Origin of the sequence: Roseibaca calidilacus, from assembly GCF_001517585.1 — a bacterium.
GTDB classification, from domain to species: Bacteria; Pseudomonadota; Alphaproteobacteria; order Rhodobacterales; family Rhodobacteraceae; genus Roseinatronobacter; species Roseinatronobacter calidilacus.
Genome location: NZ_FBYC01000004.1, coordinates 2,538,815 through 2,554,404, shown reverse-complemented (window position 1 = coordinate 2,554,404; position 15,590 = coordinate 2,538,815). Strand labels below are relative to the sequence as shown.

21 protein-coding genes are annotated in these 15,590 nt (G+C 62.4%); 14 read left to right on the top strand and 7 right to left on the bottom strand.

Translation table 11 applies throughout. The annotated features are described in order from the left end of the window. Window position 1: 1 nt before the first annotated feature. From AWT76_RS16070 to rph, 3 genes are read right to left on the bottom strand one after another with little or no spacing between them, the layout of a single operon-like run. Complete coding sequence (locus AWT76_RS16070; protein ID WP_072247304.1) at window positions 2-376, bottom strand: RidA family protein; 375 nt, start codon at window positions 374-376, stop codon at window positions 2-4. Continuing rightward, window positions 373-981, bottom strand: coding sequence for an RdgB/HAM1 family non-canonical purine NTP pyrophosphatase (rdgB, locus tag AWT76_RS16065; RefSeq protein ID WP_072247303.1), 609 nt, complete (start codon window positions 979-981; stop codon window positions 373-375). Before rdgB ends, AWT76_RS16070 begins: the two co-directional genes overlap by 4 nt. Then, window positions 978-1,691 carry a ribonuclease PH gene (rph, locus tag AWT76_RS16060; RefSeq protein WP_072247301.1) on the bottom strand — a complete coding sequence of 238 codons (714 nt, stop codon included), beginning with the start codon at window positions 1,689-1,691 and terminating at the stop codon, window positions 978-980. The genes rdgB and rph overlap by 4 nt, the downstream gene beginning before the upstream one ends. 125 nt (window positions 1,692-1,816) lie before the next feature. Here rph and hrcA point away from each other — a divergent pair, with 125 nt between their 5' ends. The 10 genes from hrcA to ureG all read left to right on the top strand — a co-directional run bounded on the left by hrcA (window position 1,817) and on the right by ureG (window position 9,088). After that, on the top strand, window positions 1,817-2,896 hold the full coding sequence (hrcA, locus tag AWT76_RS16055; protein WP_072247299.1) for a heat-inducible transcriptional repressor HrcA: 1,080 nt from the start codon (window positions 1,817-1,819) through the stop codon (window positions 2,894-2,896). A gap of 8 nt (window positions 2,897-2,904) precedes the next feature. Continuing rightward, the gene (locus AWT76_RS16050; RefSeq protein ID WP_072247297.1) at window positions 2,905-3,459 is read left to right on the top strand and encodes a nucleotide exchange factor GrpE; all 555 of its coding nucleotides are present in this window, start codon (window positions 2,905-2,907) and stop codon (window positions 3,457-3,459) included. Between the two features lie 144 nt (window positions 3,460-3,603). Next, entirely contained in the window at window positions 3,604-4,413 is an 810-nt protein-coding gene (locus AWT76_RS16045; RefSeq protein WP_072247787.1) for an urease accessory protein UreD, read from the top strand. 15 nt (window positions 4,414-4,428) lie between these two features. Beyond that, window positions 4,429-4,731, top strand: a complete 303-nt coding sequence (locus tag AWT76_RS16040) for an urease subunit gamma (protein WP_072247294.1) — start codon at window positions 4,429-4,431, stop codon at window positions 4,729-4,731. A gap of 15 nt (window positions 4,732-4,746) precedes the next feature. After that, the gene (locus AWT76_RS16035; protein WP_072247292.1) at window positions 4,747-5,325 is read left to right on the top strand and encodes a HupE/UreJ family protein; all 579 of its coding nucleotides are present in this window, start codon (window positions 4,747-4,749) and stop codon (window positions 5,323-5,325) included. 3 nt (window positions 5,326-5,328) lie between these two features. Continuing rightward, window positions 5,329-5,634 carry an urease subunit beta gene (locus AWT76_RS16030; protein ID WP_072247290.1) on the top strand — a complete coding sequence of 102 codons (306 nt, stop codon included), beginning with the start codon at window positions 5,329-5,331 and terminating at the stop codon, window positions 5,632-5,634. 1 nt (window position 5,635) lies between these two features. Continuing rightward, window positions 5,636-7,342 carry an urease subunit alpha gene (gene ureC, locus AWT76_RS16025; RefSeq protein WP_072247288.1) on the top strand — a complete coding sequence of 569 codons (1,707 nt, stop codon included), beginning with the start codon at window positions 5,636-5,638 and terminating at the stop codon, window positions 7,340-7,342. Between the two features lie 9 nt (window positions 7,343-7,351). Next, window positions 7,352-7,831, top strand: a complete 480-nt coding sequence (locus AWT76_RS16020; protein WP_072247785.1) for an urease accessory protein UreE — start codon at window positions 7,352-7,354, stop codon at window positions 7,829-7,831. Continuing rightward, window positions 7,815-8,465 (top strand): urease accessory protein UreF, encoded by a 651-nt coding sequence (locus AWT76_RS16015; protein ID WP_141656025.1) that lies wholly within the window; start codon window positions 7,815-7,817, stop codon window positions 8,463-8,465. Before AWT76_RS16020 ends, AWT76_RS16015 begins: the two co-directional genes overlap by 17 nt. Then, window positions 8,462-9,088, top strand: a complete 627-nt coding sequence (ureG, locus tag AWT76_RS16010) for an urease accessory protein UreG (RefSeq protein ID WP_072247287.1) — start codon at window positions 8,462-8,464, stop codon at window positions 9,086-9,088. The genes AWT76_RS16015 and ureG overlap by 4 nt, the downstream gene beginning before the upstream one ends. A 4-nt stretch (window positions 9,089-9,092) precedes the next feature. Here the strand turns inward: ureG and AWT76_RS16005 are convergent, their stop codons facing one another. Then, window positions 9,093-10,481: a diguanylate cyclase gene (locus AWT76_RS16005; RefSeq protein WP_072247286.1), complete on the bottom strand. Its 1,389-nt coding sequence runs from the start codon at window positions 10,479-10,481 to the stop codon at window positions 9,093-9,095. 96 nt (window positions 10,482-10,577) lie between these two features. Here AWT76_RS16005 and AWT76_RS16000 point away from each other — a divergent pair, with 96 nt between their 5' ends. Together AWT76_RS16000 and aspS are read left to right on the top strand one after the other, a co-directional pair. Further along, window positions 10,578-10,868 carry a DUF3572 family protein gene (locus tag AWT76_RS16000; RefSeq protein WP_072247784.1) on the top strand — a complete coding sequence of 97 codons (291 nt, stop codon included), beginning with the start codon at window positions 10,578-10,580 and terminating at the stop codon, window positions 10,866-10,868. Between the two features lie 63 nt (window positions 10,869-10,931). Further along, the gene (gene aspS, locus AWT76_RS15995) at window positions 10,932-12,710 is read left to right on the top strand and encodes an aspartate--tRNA ligase (RefSeq protein WP_072247284.1); all 1,779 of its coding nucleotides are present in this window, start codon (window positions 10,932-10,934) and stop codon (window positions 12,708-12,710) included. Window positions 12,711-12,781: 71 nt separating this feature from the next. Here the strand turns inward: aspS and AWT76_RS15990 are convergent, their stop codons facing one another. Beyond that, complete coding sequence (locus AWT76_RS15990; RefSeq protein ID WP_072247282.1) at window positions 12,782-13,438, bottom strand: response regulator; 657 nt, start codon at window positions 13,436-13,438, stop codon at window positions 12,782-12,784. Between the two features lie 146 nt (window positions 13,439-13,584). On the opposite strand from AWT76_RS15990, the gene mce reads away from it, so the two are divergent. Next, window positions 13,585-13,989: a methylmalonyl-CoA epimerase gene (gene mce, locus AWT76_RS15985; protein ID WP_072247280.1), complete on the top strand. Its 405-nt coding sequence runs from the start codon at window positions 13,585-13,587 to the stop codon at window positions 13,987-13,989. Beyond that, window positions 13,989-14,255 (top strand): DUF1467 family protein, encoded by a 267-nt coding sequence (locus AWT76_RS15980; RefSeq protein WP_072247279.1) that lies wholly within the window; start codon window positions 13,989-13,991, stop codon window positions 14,253-14,255. The genes mce and AWT76_RS15980 overlap by 1 nt, the downstream gene beginning before the upstream one ends. Here AWT76_RS15980 and AWT76_RS15975 read toward each other — a convergent pair. Both AWT76_RS15975 and AWT76_RS15970 read right to left on the bottom strand, forming a co-directional pair. Beyond that, entirely contained in the window at window positions 14,239-14,958 is a 720-nt protein-coding gene (locus AWT76_RS15975) for an EI24 domain-containing protein (RefSeq protein WP_245638831.1), read from the bottom strand. The genes AWT76_RS15980 and AWT76_RS15975 overlap by 17 nt on opposite strands. Then, window positions 14,955-15,524 carry a nitroreductase family protein gene (locus tag AWT76_RS15970; RefSeq protein WP_072247277.1) on the bottom strand — a complete coding sequence of 190 codons (570 nt, stop codon included), beginning with the start codon at window positions 15,522-15,524 and terminating at the stop codon, window positions 14,955-14,957. The genes AWT76_RS15975 and AWT76_RS15970 overlap by 4 nt, the downstream gene beginning before the upstream one ends. Window positions 15,525-15,590 lie beyond the last annotated feature (66 nt).

Sequence of the window (15,590 nt, the reverse complement as noted above, 5' to 3'; positions counted from 1 at the left end):
ATCAGCCCTTGAAGGCCGTGACTTCGATTTCGATCAGCATTTCCGGCTTTATCAACCCCGCGATGACCATTGTCGCGGCAGGGCGGATGTCGCCCATCGCTTCGCCCAAGGCAGGCAGCAGGTCGTCCAGAAGCGCGGCATCGGTCAGGGTGTATTGCACGCGCACCACGTCATCCATGGAAAAGCCGCCCTCGGCCAGTGCCTTGGCGATGGTGGCAAAGCAGTTGCGCGCTTGGTCGGCGACGGATTCGGGCATGGTCATGGTGGCATAATCGTAGCCGGTCACGCCGCTGACAAAGCACCAATCGCCTTTTACGACGGCGCGGGAATAACCCATGGTTTTTTCGAACGGGGAACCTGTAGAGATGCGTTTCACGTGAAACAGGCTTTCATTAGGGCAGCAATGGCTTTGCCGCGGTGGGAGAGGAGGTTCTTCTCATCTGCCGACATTTCGGCAAAAGTGCGGGTTTCAAAGGCGGGCTGGAACATGGGGTCATAGCCGTGCCCATCCTGTCCACGGCGGGGCCAGACCAATTGGCCGGCCGCATGGCCTTCGACGACTTCGTCATGCCCGTCGGGCCAAGCCAGAACCAGCGTGCAGCAAAAGCGGGCCTGCCACGGTTGGGGGGCACCTGCGGCGATCAGCTTGGCATGGGTTTTTTCCATGGCCATGGAAAAATTGCGCCCGGTCGGGGTTTCGGCCCAATCGGCAGTGTAGACGCCGGGCGCACCATCCAGCGCCATCACTTCCAACCCGGAATCGTCGGCCAGCGCGGGCAGGCCGGTGGCCTTGGCCGCCGCATGGGCCTTGATGCGGGCATTGCCAACAAAGGTGGTTTCCGTTTCTTCGGGCTCCGGCAGGTTATGCTCTGCCGCAGAGGTCACGGTTATGCCCAAAGGCGTCATGATCTGGCGAAACTCTTCCAGCTTGCCCGCGTTATGCGTGGCAATCAGAAGCGTTTTTTCGGTGAACTGCCTCATGCAATTGCGGCTTTCTGCGCGGCGACCAGCGCGCCCACGCCCTTTTCAGCCAGGTTCAGAAGCTGGTCCATTTCCGAACGGCTGAAGGTCGCGCCCTCTGCGCTCATCTGCACTTCGACCATGCGACCGCTGCCCAGCAGGATGAAATTGCCATCCACACCGGCAGTGCTGTCTTCGGCATAATCCAGATCCAGCACGGGCTGGCCCGCATAAATACCACAGCTGACCGCCGCCAGATGGTCGGTGATCGGATCGCTGACCACATCGCCCGCTTTCAGCAGCTTGTTCACGGCCAGACGCAGCGCGACCCAGCCGCCGGTAATGGCGGCGCAGCGGGTGCCGCCATCGGCTTGGATGACATCGCAATCAATGGTGATCTGACGCTCGCCCAGTGCTGAACGATCTACGCAAGCGCGCAAAGACCGCCCGATAAGGCGTTGAATTTCCACGGTGCGGCCCTGTTGCTTGCCAGATGCTGCCTCGCGCCGCATGCGGGTGTTGGTGGAGCGCGGCAACATGCCGTATTCCGCCGTCACCCAGCCCAAGCCGGTGTTGCGCAGGAAGGGCGGCGTGCGATCTTCCAAGGAAGCCGTGCACAGAACCTTGGTGTTGCCCATCGAAATCAGGCACGATCCTTCGGCGTGCATGGTCACATTGGTTTCGATTGAAATTTCGCGGATCGTGTCTAGATCTCGACCAGAGGGGCGCATCACATGTCCTTTCATGGGGTTGCCCTCGGATACAAGGCGGGCACGGCGCAATGCAAGCTGTTTGGGCTTGAAAAAGCGGTGATTTTACAGTGCTGTCAGGCTGTTCCGCCCAAGGGGTTAATAGAATGTCGGACCCACGCGACACCGCGAAACTGTTGGCAGAGATGAACGACCGCTCGCGCGAGGTGTTTCGCCGCGTGGTAGAATCTTATCTGGAAACGGGCGGGCCTGTCGGCTCGCGCACGCTGACACGGGGCCTGAGCGAGAAAGTGTCTGCCGCGACCGTCAGGAACGTGATGCAAGACCTTGAATTTCTTGGATTAGTGGACAGTCCGCATGTGTCTGCGGGGCGCGTGCCAACCAATCTGGGATTGCGGGTGTTTGTGGATTCGCTGCTGGAAGTGTCGCCCTTGGATGAAGGCGACCGCGCCAAGCTGGACCAGACCATGGGCAGCAACGAGCGTGACATGGGCACGATGCTAGAACAGATCGGCGGTGCGCTAAGCGGGGTGACGCAGGGCGCTTCGCTGGTTTTGTCGCCCAAGCATGAAGCGGCGATCAAGCATATCGATTTCGTCAGCTTGTCGGCGGACCGTGCATTGGTCATTCTGGTGTTCACCGATGGCCATGTCGAAAACCGCATTTTCACACCGCCACGGGGGATGACCCCGTCAGCCATGCGCGAGGCGGCAAATTACCTGAATTCCATGACCGAAGGGGCCAGCGTGACGCAGCTTCTGGCGCGGTTCCGGCGTGAGTTGGCGCAGAACCGCCGCGAGATAGACACGCTTGCGCAAACGCTGGTGGAACAGGGTCTGGCGGTTTGGGAAAACGAGGGCGAGCCGCAAGAGCGCCTGATCGTGCGCGGCCGCTCGAACCTGCTGGATGACGCCAGCGCCGAGGATTTTGACCGCATCCGCACCCTGTTCGACGATCTGGAACGCAAGCGCGACATTACCGAATTTCTGGAACTGACTGAACAGGGCGACGGGGTGCGCATTTTTATTGGCGCAGAGAACCGGCTTTTTTCGCTGACGGGTTCAACTTTGGTTGTTTCTCCTTATATGAACACGGACCGAAAGATCATTGGCGCGGTCGGGGTGATCGGCCCGAAACGGCTGAACTATGGACGAATCGTGCCGATTGTGGATTACACCGCGCAACTTGTCGGGCGCTTGCTGACAGACACACACCGCGCAGATTGAGGAAGACGATGGCAGAGCCAGAACAAACGCATATTGACGACACCGAGGAAGCGGCACTCGACGCGGCAGAGGGCTTTGACCCGGTTGCAGAACTGGAAGCGCGACTTGCGCAGGCCGAAGCCGAGCGCGACGAGATGCGTGACCGCATGATCCGCGCCTTGGCGGAGGCCGAAAACAGCCGCAAACGCGCCGAGAAAGACCGTCGCGATGCCCAGCTTTATGGCGGGTCCAAGATCGCGCGCGACATGCTGCCGGTCTATGACAACCTTGCCCGCGCGCTGAATGCCGCCACCGAAGAAACCCGCGCGGCCGCCGGTGGGTTGGTCGAAGGGGTGGAACTGACCCTGCGCGAGCTGACCGCCATTTTGCAAAAACATGGGGTTACGCGCATTTGCCCAGAGGTTGGCGACCGTTTTGACCCGCATTTGCATCAGGCCATGTTCGAAGCCCCTGTGCCCGATTACAAGGCAGGGCAGATCATTCAGGTCATGGCCGAAGGCTTTATGCTGCATGACCAGCTTCTGCGCCCGGCGCATGTGGGTGTTTCGTCTACCCCTGCCTAATTCTTAAACTGCCCAATTTATAACCAAACCCAACGCGCGCCGCCTGTTTCTTGTGCAAACAGGCGGCGCGTTTTGGTCTGCGGCGGGGTCACCCCTGTGCTGGGCGGTGCAGCCTTTATCCATGGGTCGGGTAAAGGGGGCGCCATGCTTGATTCCGGGCAACAGGTGAAGATGCAGCGCAGCGCGGGCGATGCCCGTGTGGCATTCGCCGGCGCGCGGCTTGGCCAGTTGCGGCAGGTTGGGTCGGCCAAGGCGCAATTGCCGCGCATTTCGGGCGCGCCGGAAGTGGTGTTTCTGAACACCTCTGGCGGGCTGACCAGCGGCGACCGGCTGGATTACGCCGTCACGCTGACAGATGGTGCCCGTGTCACCGCCACCACCCAAACCGCCGAACGCGCTTATCGTGCCAATGCTGGCCCCGCCCATGTGCGGGTTGCCCATGATGTGGGCGCGGGCTGCTGGCTGGATTGGTTGCCGCAGGAAACCATTCTGTTCGACCGCAGCGATCTGGACCGCGACACGCATATCCGCCTTGCCCCAGATGCCGGGTGCCTGCTGCTGGAAAGCGTTGTTCTGGGCCGCGCCGCCATGGGCGAGGAGGTGCGCGCGCTGCATTTGCGCGACCACCGCCGCATCACGCGCGGCGGGGTGCCGGTGTTTCTGGAACCCATGGTGTTGGACACGGCCATGTTGGCCCATCCCGGCCAAAGCGCGATCTTGGGCGGCGCGCGCGCCTTTGCAACGCTGGTTTTATGCGCGCAAGGGGCCGGCGACGCGCTTGGCCCCGTGCGGGCCGCGCTGTCGCATGGCACGCAAGCTGCCGCCAGCGCCTATGACGGCAAGCTGGTGATCCGCCTGCTGGCTGCCGATGGCTGGCCCCTGCGCCGTCAGATCCTGTCTTTGCTGCATGTGTTGCGGCGCGGTGCCCCGCCGCCGCGTGTGTGGCAGATGTAACCTGCCGAGGAACCGATGAACCTGTCCCCCCGTGAAAAAGACAAGCTGCTGATTTCCATGGCCGCGATGGTTGCCCGCAACCGCCACGCGCGCGGCGTAAAGCTGAACCACCCCGAAGCGGTGGCGCTGATTTCCGATTTCGTGGTCGAAGGGGCGCGCGACGGTCGTTCTGTGGCCGAGCTGATGGAAGCGGGCGCGCATGTCATCCGCCGCGAGGATTGCATGGAAGGGATCGCAGAGATGATCCATTCGATTCAGGTCGAAGCGACCTTTCCCGACGGCACCAAGCTTGTGACCGTCCATCACCCCATTCGCTAAATAGGAGCGCCCCGTATGAAAATGTCCCGAACGATTGCCTTTGCCGCACCCCTCTTGCTTGCCAGCCCCGCCTTTGCGCATCCGGGCCATGGGAATGAAGGCTCTTTCCTGTCCGGCTTCCTGCATCCAATTGGGGGGCTTGACCATGTTCTTGCCATGGTTGCGGTTGGTCTTTGGGCCGTGGTGCTGGGCGGGCGCGCGCTGTGGGCCTTGCCTGCTGCTTTCGTGGGGGCAATGGTGGTTGGGTTCGTGCTGTCACTGGCCGGGCTGCCCTTGCCGCTGGTTGAACCGATGATCCTTGCGTCAATCCTTGCCTTGGGCGGGTTGACCGCGCTTGCCCGCCCTGTCGCTTTGCCCGTGGCGGCGGCGATTGTCGGCGCTTTGGCGCTGTTCCATGGCCATGCGCATGGGTCCGAAATGGCGGGGGCGAGCGCGCTGGCCTATCTTGCCGGGTTTGCCAGCGCGACCGCGCTGCTGCATGGCACGGGCGTGGCCTTTGGCGTTCTGGCCGCGCGCCCCCTTGGGCTGATCGCCACGCGTGTGGCTGGTGGTCTGATCGCGCTGGGCGGCGCGGCGTTGGTTATAGGGGGCTGATGCATGATCCCCGGAGAGGTCTTTGCAGCGCCCGGCACGATCATCCTGAATGCGGGGGCAGAGGCGATCACGCTAAGCGTGGCCAATACCGGCGACCGCCCCATTCAGGTGGGCAGCCATTACCATTTTGCCGAAACCAACCCCGGCTTGCAGTTCGACCGCGAAGCCGCCACCGGCTACCGGCTGGATATTGCCGCAGGCACCGCCGTGCGGTTTGAACCCGGCCAGACCCGCGATGTGCAGCTTGTGCCCTATGGTGGGGACCGCGTGGTCTATGGATTTAACCAAAAGATCATGGGGGCGCTTTGACATGCCAGCCAGCATAGACCGCAGCACCTATGCCGACATGTTCGGCCCCACCACGGGCGACAAGGTGCGGCTGGCCGATACCGATCTGATCATAGAGGTCGAGCGCGACCTGACCATCTATGGTGAAGAGGTCAAGTTCGGTGGCGGCAAGGTTATCCGCGACGGGATGGGCCAAAGCCAGCGCACTCGCGCCCAAGGGGCGGTGGATACGGTTATTACCAATGCGCTGATCGTGGACCATTCCGGCATATACAAGGCAGATGTGGGCCTGCGTGATGGGCTGATTGCCGCCATCGGCAAAGCAGGCAACCCCGACACGCAACCGGGTGTGACCATCGTGATCGGGCCGGGCACCGAAGTGATCGCGGGCGAGGGCAAGATCCTGACCGCAGGCGGCATGGATGCGCATATCCATTTCATCTGCCCGCAGCAGATAGAGGACGCGCTGGCATCCGGTATCACCACCATGCTGGGCGGTGGCACCGGCCCTGCGCATGGGACGCTCGCCACCACCTGCACGCCGGGGCCGTGGCATATTGGCCGGATGCTGCAAGCGTTCGAGGCGTTTCCGATGAACTTGGCCCTTGCCGGAAAGGGCAACGCGGCGCTGCCTGCCGCTTTGGAAGAACAGGTGTGCGCCGGGGCCTGCGCCATGAAACTGCACGAGGATTGGGGCACCACCCCCGCCGCCATCGACTGTTGTCTAAGCGTGGCCGACGCGATGGATGTGCAGGTCATGATTCATACCGATACGCTGAACGAATCGGGTTTTGTCGAAAACACTCTGGCGGCGATCAACGGGCGCACGATCCATGCGTTTCACACCGAAGGGGCAGGGGGCGGCCATGCGCCGGACATTCTGAAAGTGGTCAGCTCGCAGAACGTCATCCCGTCCTCGACCAACCCGACGCGGCCCTATACGGGCAACACGATCGAAGAACATTTGGATATGCTGATGGTGTGCCACCATCTGGACAACAAGGTGCCCGAAGACGTGGCCTTTGCCGAAAGCCGCATTCGGCGCGAGACGATTGCCGCTGAAGATATCCTGCACGACATGGGCGCGATGTCGATCATCAGTTCGGACAGTCAGGCCATGGGGCGTGTGGGCGAGGTGATTATTCGCACATGGCAAACCGCCGATAAAATGCGCAAACAGCGCGGGCGGTTGCCCGAGGAAACGGGCGACAATGACAATCTGCGCGTGCGCCGCTATGTGGCGAAATACACCATCAACCCGGCCATTGCGCATGGCGTGTCGGAACATATCGGGTCGGTCACGGTCGGCAAACGTGCCGATCTGTGCCTGTGGAATTTCGCCTTCTTTGGCGCGAAGCCCGAAATGGTGCTGATGGGCGGTGTCATTGTTTCGGCTCAGATGGGCGATCCGAACGGGTCCATCCCCGCGCAGCCCTTTTACACCCGCAACATGTGGGGCGCCTATGGGCGGTCGCGGTTGAACAGCGCGGTCACATTCGTGTCCGGCGCGGCGCTGGCCGATGGGATCCGGGGCAGGCTGGGTCTGGAAAAGCAGCTTCTGGCGGTTAGCGGCACGCGCAATATTGGCAAATCCGACATGGTGCTGAACGCGGCCACACCCCAGATAGATGTTCACCCGGAAACCTACGAAGTGCGCGCCGATGGCGAGCTGTTGACATGCGAGCCCGCCCGCGAATTGCCGCTGGCGCAGCGCTATTTCTTGTTCTGAGGGGCCATGATGGACGATTACCCGAATGCCGTGCGCATCCACAGCCATGTGCACCATGCCTGCGATACGGTCGCGCTGGATTATGAAGGCCGCTTCTTGCGCCGCAAGCGCTTGGTCGCGGCTTCTGGCCGGGGCTTTCTGGTGGATCTGCCAGAGGTGACGAACCTGACGGGCGTTGAAGCCTTTGTGTTGGAAGACGGGCGCGAGATTGCGGTGCAGGCCGCGCCCGAACCCGTGCTGGTGGTGCGCGGCGATCTGGCGCGGCTGGCATGGCATATCGGCAACCGGCACACGCCCTGCCAGATTGCCGCCGATTGCCTTGTGATCCGGCAAGACCATGTGCTGGAAGCAATGCTGGCCAAGCTGGGCGCGGATGTCAGCCGCGACACGCGGCCTTTCACCCCCGAAGGCGGCGCTTATGGCATGGGCCGCACGATGGGGCATAGCCACGGGCATGACCATGACCATGCACATGACCACCACCCCTGACGCAACGGCGCTGCTGTCGCTGGTGCAATGGTTGTCCCCGGCCTTTCCGACCGGGGCGTTTGCCTATTCGCACGGGCTGGAACAGGCGGTCAGCGTGGGGGACGTGGCTGACGCCAAGGCATTTGGCGCTTGGCTGTCGGCCATTCTGGACCACGGCACCGGCTGGAATGACGCGGTGCTTTTGGCCTGCGCGTTGCGGCCCGGTTCAGATTTCGACTTGTTAAACCAAACCGCCCGCGCGCTGGCAGGCAGCGCCGAACGGTTGCAAGAGACGACCGAGCAGGGCGCGGCCTTTGCCATGGCGCGCGGGCAGATGGGGCAGGCGGATGCCGTGGCCGAAGCCTTGCCCGTGGCCGTGGGCCGCGCGGCAGGTGCGCTGGGATTGCCTGCGCAAACCGTCATCGCGGTGTATTTGCACGCATTCGCCAGCAACCTGACCTCTGCCGCGGTGCGTTTCGTGCCCTTGGGGCAGGCGGCGGGGCAAAAGGTGCTGGCGGCGCAACACGCCCGCATTGCTGCCTTGTCACAGCGCGCGGCGGGCGCGACACTCGACACCTTGGCAAGCGGTGCGTTTCGCGCTGAATTGCACGCCATGGCGCATGAAACTCTGGATGTAAGGATATTCAAGACATGAGCAACGGACCTTTGCGCGTGGGTATCGGCGGCCCGGTGGGCGTGGGCAAGACGACGCTGACAGAACATCTGTGCCGCGCCCTTGCCGGGCGCTGTTCGATGGCCGTGGTGACGAATGACATCTACACCCGCGAGGATGCGGAGGCGCTGATGCGCGCGCAGGTGCTGCCCGCCGAACGCATTCGCGGGGTCGAAACCGGTGGCTGCCCGCATACCGCGATCCGCGAGGATGCGTCGATCAACCTGTCGGCCATTGCCGATCTGACAGCGCAGTTTCCCGATCTGGATCTGGTCTTGATCGAATCTGGCGGCGACAATCTGGCGGCGACCTTTAGCCCCGAACTGGCTGACCTGACGATCTATGTGATCGACACTGCCGCCGGGCAGGACATACCGCGCAAGCGTGGGCCGGGGGTGACGCGCTCTGACATGCTGGTGGTGAACAAGACCGACCTTGCCCCCCATGTCGGTGTTGACCGCGACCTGCTGGAATCTGACACCCGCGCCGCCCGTGGCGCGCGCCCCTATGTAATGGCGGAGCTGCGACAGGGACGCGGGGTTGATGCCATCGTGGCCTTTTTGGAACGCGAAGGCGGGTTGCGCTTGGCGCCGTGCGCGGCCTGACGGTTCAGGCTACGGCGGTGGCCCGCGCTGTGACAACCTTGTTGCGGCCCGAATGTTTGGCACGCAGCAGCGCCCTGTCGGACCCTTCCAGCAATTGGTTCAACATCTCTCCGGCCAGCGGGTGTTCGGGCGCGCGGTGCACAGAAACGCCGATAGATGCGGTTACACGCAGCCGCAGATCGGAATTGCGCAACTGAAACGGGGCATCGCCAATCCGGGCGCGCAGCCGTTCGGCAACCTCTCTGGCCGTGGCAAGGTCCGTGTTGGGCATGGCCAGCAAGAATTCCTCGCCCCCGTAGCGGCACAGGATGTCAGATTTCCGCAGGTCTTGCTGCATGCGCCGGGCGACCTGCTGCAAAATGTCATCGCCCGCATTATGGCCGTGCCGATCGTTGATTTCCTTGAAATGGTCAAGGTCGATCAAAAGCAAGGCGAAGCTGTCGCTATCGGGGGTGATGGCGCGGTCCAGTTGCATGAGCGCGTGGTTGCGATTGTGCAAGCCAGTCAGCGGGTCGAAGGCGGCAAGGCCAAGCTGGCGTTCCAGCGTGCGGCGCTGGGCATCGGCCAATTGCTTGTGGGCAATGACCTTTTCCAGCCGCAGCCGGGTTTCCGCGCGGTCCAGCGGCAAGGTCAGGACATCTGCCGCGCCCAGATCAAGCGCCATTGCGCCATTGGCACGGTCCGAGGGCGGCAGGATAAGGCAAATCTCGGCATGGCGTGTGGCGGCGCGTGAACGCAATTCGGCAATCACATGCAGGCCTGCATGCTCCAGCGCGTCGGGCGACAGGATGAACAGATCGGGGACTTGGCTTTGCGCGTCAAGCCGCAGCGCGTCTGGAACGGTCGCGGCGGTCAGCCGGGCCTCTGGCCAGATGGCCGACACTGTAGAGCGCCAGACGGCGAAGGTGTTCGGCTGGCCGGTCAAAAGCGCAAGATGGGGCTGCGGCGCAAACAGACCGGCCGGATCGGCAAGCCCGGCTTGCAAGGCGGTATTCGGGTGGCGGCGCCATTCGTCACGATGCGCGACACTGCGCAACAGGCTGCGGATGCGGCCCAGCAAATACGCCTCGTCCAGCGGTTTTGCCAGAAAATCATCTGCGCCGGCGGCCAATGCGCCAAGGCGATGCGCATGATCGGCCGTCGCGGAAAACAGGATGACGGGGATGTCGCGTGTTACCGGGTCGGCCCGCAAAGCTTGGCATACGGCCAGCCCGTCCATGTCGGGCATGTGATAGTCCAGCAACACAAGATCCGGCTTTTCATTGCGCGCAAGTTCTAGCGCTGCGCGGCCGCCGCTGGCCGTGATCGCGTGGTAGCAGGCAGACATCAGTTTGCCCCGCAGAACCGTCCGATTCAGCGATAAATCATCTACAATTAGAATTCGCCCTGCCATTTACTCATATTCCGATGTTAAATTACTATGGCGGAGGATAGCGCCGAATTGGTTAACAAACCCTTTAAGTTTTGGGTCGATTGCTACGGGTGGCAGATGCAGACAGTGCAAGCACAGGATATCGCAACAGAAGTTTTGCTCTGGCTATGCGCGCAGGAAGATCTTCTGGGTGTGTTCTTGGCGGCGACGGGTGCCGATGTCGATGCGTTGCGCGCCGCATTGCAGGGGGGCGCGCCCGATGCCGGGCTTGGTGGGGCCGCGCTTGATTTCGTGATGATGCGCGACGAAACGGCGCTTGAGGCCGCCGCCGCATTGGACCTGCCGCCAGAGCGTCTGACCATGGCACATGCTGTGTTGACGGGTGATGCGGGCATGCATTGGACCTGAGACCCTTGACTTTGCGCGGCGCAAAAGGTGTATCGCGCAGGCCAGAGCAAGGAAGGGTTTCCCATGCACGCCTATCGCAGCCATACCTGCGCCGATTTGACCGCCGCCAATGTGGGTGACACAGTTCGCCTGTCGGGTTGGGTGCATCGTATCCGCGATCATGGCGGCGTGTTGTTTATTGACCTGCGCGACCATTACGGCATCACGCAGGTGCTGGCCGATAGCGACAGCCCGGCCTTTGCCGCCATCGAAAAGCTGCGCGCGGAATATTGCGTGCGCATTGACGGCGTGGTGAAGGCGCGCGATGCGTCCTTGGTCAACACCAAGCTGAAAACCGGCGCGATAGAGGTGTATGCCCGCGACATGGTGGTTCTGGGTGCCGCCGATGACCTGCCGTTGCCGGTGTTTGGCGAACCCGACTACCCCGAAGAAACGCGGCTGTCCTACCGTTTTCTGGACCTGCGGCGCGAGACGATGCAGCGCAACATGGTGCTGCGCTCGGACGTGGTGGCCGAAATGCGCCGTCGCATGTGGGATCAGAATTTCCGCGAGTTTCAGACGCCGATCATCACCGCATCCAGCCCCGAAGGCGCGCGCGATTTCCTTGTGCCCTCGCGCCTGCACCCCGGCAAGTTCTACGCGCTGCCGCAAGCGCCGCAGCAGTTCAAACAGCTTATCATGGTGTCGGGCTATGATCGCTACTTCCAGATCGCGCCCTGTTTCCGCGATGAAGACCCGCGCGCTGACCGCTCGCCCACCGATTTTTACCAGCTTGATCTGGAAATGAGCTTTGTCGAGCAGGATGATGTATTCGCCGCTATTGGCCCTGTGCTGCAAGGCGTGTTCGAAAAGTTCGGCGGCGGTGCCAAGGTCGATGCTTGCGCCGACTGGCCGCAAATTCCCTATGCAGAGGCGCTGCTGAAATACGGCACTGACAAGCCCGATCTGCGCAACCCGATTGAAATGCAGGTCGTGTCCGAGCATTTCCGCGGCTCCGGTTTCGCGATTTTCGCCAAGCTGTTGGAAAATGACGGGACAGAGATTCGCGCCATTCCCGCGCCCGGTGGCGGCAGCCGCAAGTTCTGCGACCGGATGAACGCTTTCGCGCAGGCACAGGGCTTGCCGGGGATGGGATATATTTTCTGGCGCGCGGGAGATGACGGGCTGGAAGCCGCTGGTCCCTTGGCCAAGAATATCGGCCCGGAACGGACAGAAGCCATCCGCCAGCAGTTGGGTCTTGGCGAGGGCGATGCGGCCTTCTTCCTCGGTGGCAAGCCCGCGCAATTCGAGGGTGTGGCCGGGAAAGCGCGTGACGAGATCGGGCGCGAGTTGAAGTTGATCGACGAGAACCGCTTCGCCTTCGCCTGGATCGTCGATTTCCCGATGTACGAGGAAACCGACGATGGACGCGTCGATTTCAGCCATAACCCGTTTTCCATGCCGCAAGGCGGGATGGATGCGCTGTCGGGCGACCCGCTGGCGGTCAAGGGCTACCAGTATGATCTGGCCTGCAACGGGTATGAGCTGCTGTCGGGCGCGATCCGCAACCACAAGCCGGAAATCATGTATCGCGCGTTTGAAATCGCGGGCTACCCGAATTCCGAAGTGGACAAGCGCTTTGGCGGCATGGTCAAGGCGTTTAAATACGGCGCGCCCCCGCATGGTGGCTGCGCGGCTGGGATTGACCGCATCGTGATGTTGCTGGCGGGCGAAGCGAATATCCGTCAGGTCATCATGTTCCCGATGAACCAGCGCGCCGAGGATTTGCTGCTGAACGCGCCATCCGACCCCACGAACGAGCAGTTGCGCGATCTGGGTCTGCGCTTGGCCCCGAAAGACTAAACGCGCAAATTTGCGGCACAGGCGGGCAGTTTCACGGTGGTGAGGCTGCCCGTTTTGCGTAGCCTTCCCCGTCAGATCAGGGGCAGTGCCCGCAAGCGGTTGCGCAGCAGCGTCGTGATTTCTGCGCGATCGCCTGTTTGCGCTGCGTGTTCCAGCGCGGTATCGCCCGTCATGCAGGCCAGTTGTGCGATGAATTGCCCGGCATAAGCAGGTCGCGCATTCACGCCATTCAGCAGGTCGAGTGCCAGATACAGATCGTCGCGCAGCGCGGCATGTGTTGGCGGCTGTGCGCCCTTTATTGCGGGGCGCAGCCCGAGAAAGACCGGGGCCAGCATCTGCGCAAATTGCGCCCCCGTGCCGAAGGGTTTGGGCAAGAAGCGGTCGGCCCCGGCAAGAAGCGCGTCTTCTTCCCTGTCTGGGTCGCCAGAGGTGGCGATGATTAGCTTGGTTCTAGGCAGTCGCCGCGCCATTTCGGAAATCAGGTCCAGCCCAGAGCCATCGGGCAGGCCAAGGTCGATGATCGCGGCATCTGGCGTGTATAGCGCGATATGCCGCCGCGCGCTGAGCAGGCAATCGGCCCGGCGCAAGCGCCCTGCGGCGCCCCGAAACAGCAGACGGATGTAATCGGCGGTCAAACGGCTGTCTTCCACCAGCAGCAGCGTGCCGCCGCGTTGATGCGGCTGCACGGGTGCCAGTTGCGGGGCAACGGTGGTCGATTCGGTATTCATGGCATCCCTCCATGGCAGGGGCTTATTCAAGCGCGGATAGCCTAAGATCGAGTTAAACGGCCGGGGGTTGCGGCGTGCTGTCGCTTCGGATTGGCTTGCCATGGGGGGCGAGCATGCCGCATATGTGGGAAAACGGAGGACACCCCATGATCGGACGCCTGAACCATGTCGCCATTGCTGTGCCCGATTTGCAGGCCGCAGCGGAGCAGTATCGCAATACCTTGGGTGCCGAAGTGGGCGCGCCGCAGGACGAACCCGACCATGGCGTGACGGTAGTGTTCATCACCCTGCCGAATACCAAGATTGAACTGTTATACCCATTGGGAGAGGACAGCCCGATTCAGGGCTTTCTGGACAAGAACCCGGCGGGCGGTATCCACCACATCTGCTACGAGGTCGAGGATATTCTGGCCGCGCGCGACAAGCTGAAGGCGACCGGCGCGCGTGTTCTGGGCACCGGAGAGCCGAAGATCGGCGCGCATGGCAAGCCGGTTCTGTTCCTGCACCCCAAGGATTTTAACGGCTGCCTGGTCGAGTTGGAGCAAGTCTGATGAGCATCATGTCGGCCATCGTGCTATACGCCATGCTGTGGTTTCTGACCCTGTTCATCGTGCTGCCCTTGCGCACGCGCACGCAAGGAGAGGCTGGCGATGTCGTGCCGGGCACGCATTCCTCTGCCCCTGAAAACGCGCAAATGGCAAAGACCGCGCGAATTACCACCTATTGGGCGACCGGCGCTTTCGTGGTGATTTCGGGAATAATCCTGTCGGGCGTGGTCAGCATGAATGTTGTCGAAACCTTCATAGATGTTCGGTAGCCGACGACCCCGGTTTGCGGCCCTGAACCCGATGATACATATGGGTGAAGGCTGCGGCACCCACCACCGGCATCAGCAGGTTGAGGATGGGGATGGACAGCGGCACCGCCAGCCACATCCCAGCAAACCATAGCCGCCAGCGGTGGCGCTGTTGCAGGGCGCGGGCCTCTGCCGCCGGGTGGCGGCGCAGGGCGACCATGGTGAAATATTCGCGCGCCAGCAGCCACGCGTTGATGCCCCAGAACACCACGAAACCCAAGCCCCCCGAAAACACGAATACTACCATGCCCAGCAGGTTCAGCGCGACCAGCAGGCCGAAATAGCGCAGCGAATCGGTCAGTGCCGTGGCAAGGGGCACTGGCGTTGGAGCGGGCAGGCCTGGGTAGTATTTGAGCTCAACCGCGTTGGCCACGTCTTCAAGGAATAGCCCGGTAAAGGCAGAGGCGACCGGCACCATCAAGAACACCGACAGCCCCAGCATGACCAGAAGCGACCCGATAGAGAGCAGTGTTTGCAGGCCCGACACCTCTCCTGCCAAGGGCAGTGTCAGGGTGCCGGGGACGAATATCTGCACTGCCAGCAATACCAGCGCATACATGGCAAACAAAAGCGCCACCGCGAGCGCAACGCCAAACCAGATGACCCGGCGAAACTGCGGGTCGCGCAACTGGCCAATGGCATGGGCGTAAGAGGATAGGATCACGCCTGCACCCATTGCGTGATCGCGTCCATGTCCGGGCGCGGACGGTCGGGGGGCGCGCTGTCTGCCGTGCCGATATGGATGAAGCCCGCGACCCATTCTTGCGGCGCCAGACCAAGGATTTCGGTCATAAGCGCATGGTCATGCGCGGGCCAGCCGGTCAGCCAATTCGCGCCCCACCCGGTGGCCAAGGCCGCATTCACCAGCCCAAGACAGACCGCGCCCACGGACAGGGTCTGTTCCAGTTCTGGGATCTTCTCGGATGGTTTGGGGCTGGCGATGACGGCCACGCAAACCGGGCTGTCCAAAAAGGCGCGGGCGGGTTTTTCGCCCTCTAGCCCCTTGTTATGTGCGTAATTCATGATCTGTTGGGCAACCCGTGCGCCTGCGGGCTGTTGCAGCACGACAAAGCGCCACGGTTCCAGCTTGCCATGGTCAGGCACGCGCGCGGCGGCTTGCAACAGGGGTTCCAGCGCCGCACGGTCAGGGCCGGGGGCGCGCATCAGCTTGGCCGGGCGCGAGCGGCGCGTTAGCATAAATTGCAAGACGGGGTTTTGGGGGTCGGTCATGGGCGCTCCTGCCTTCGGGTGCCCAAGATGTATGCCGCTTTGGCCGTGGAAAAAAGGGGACACGGT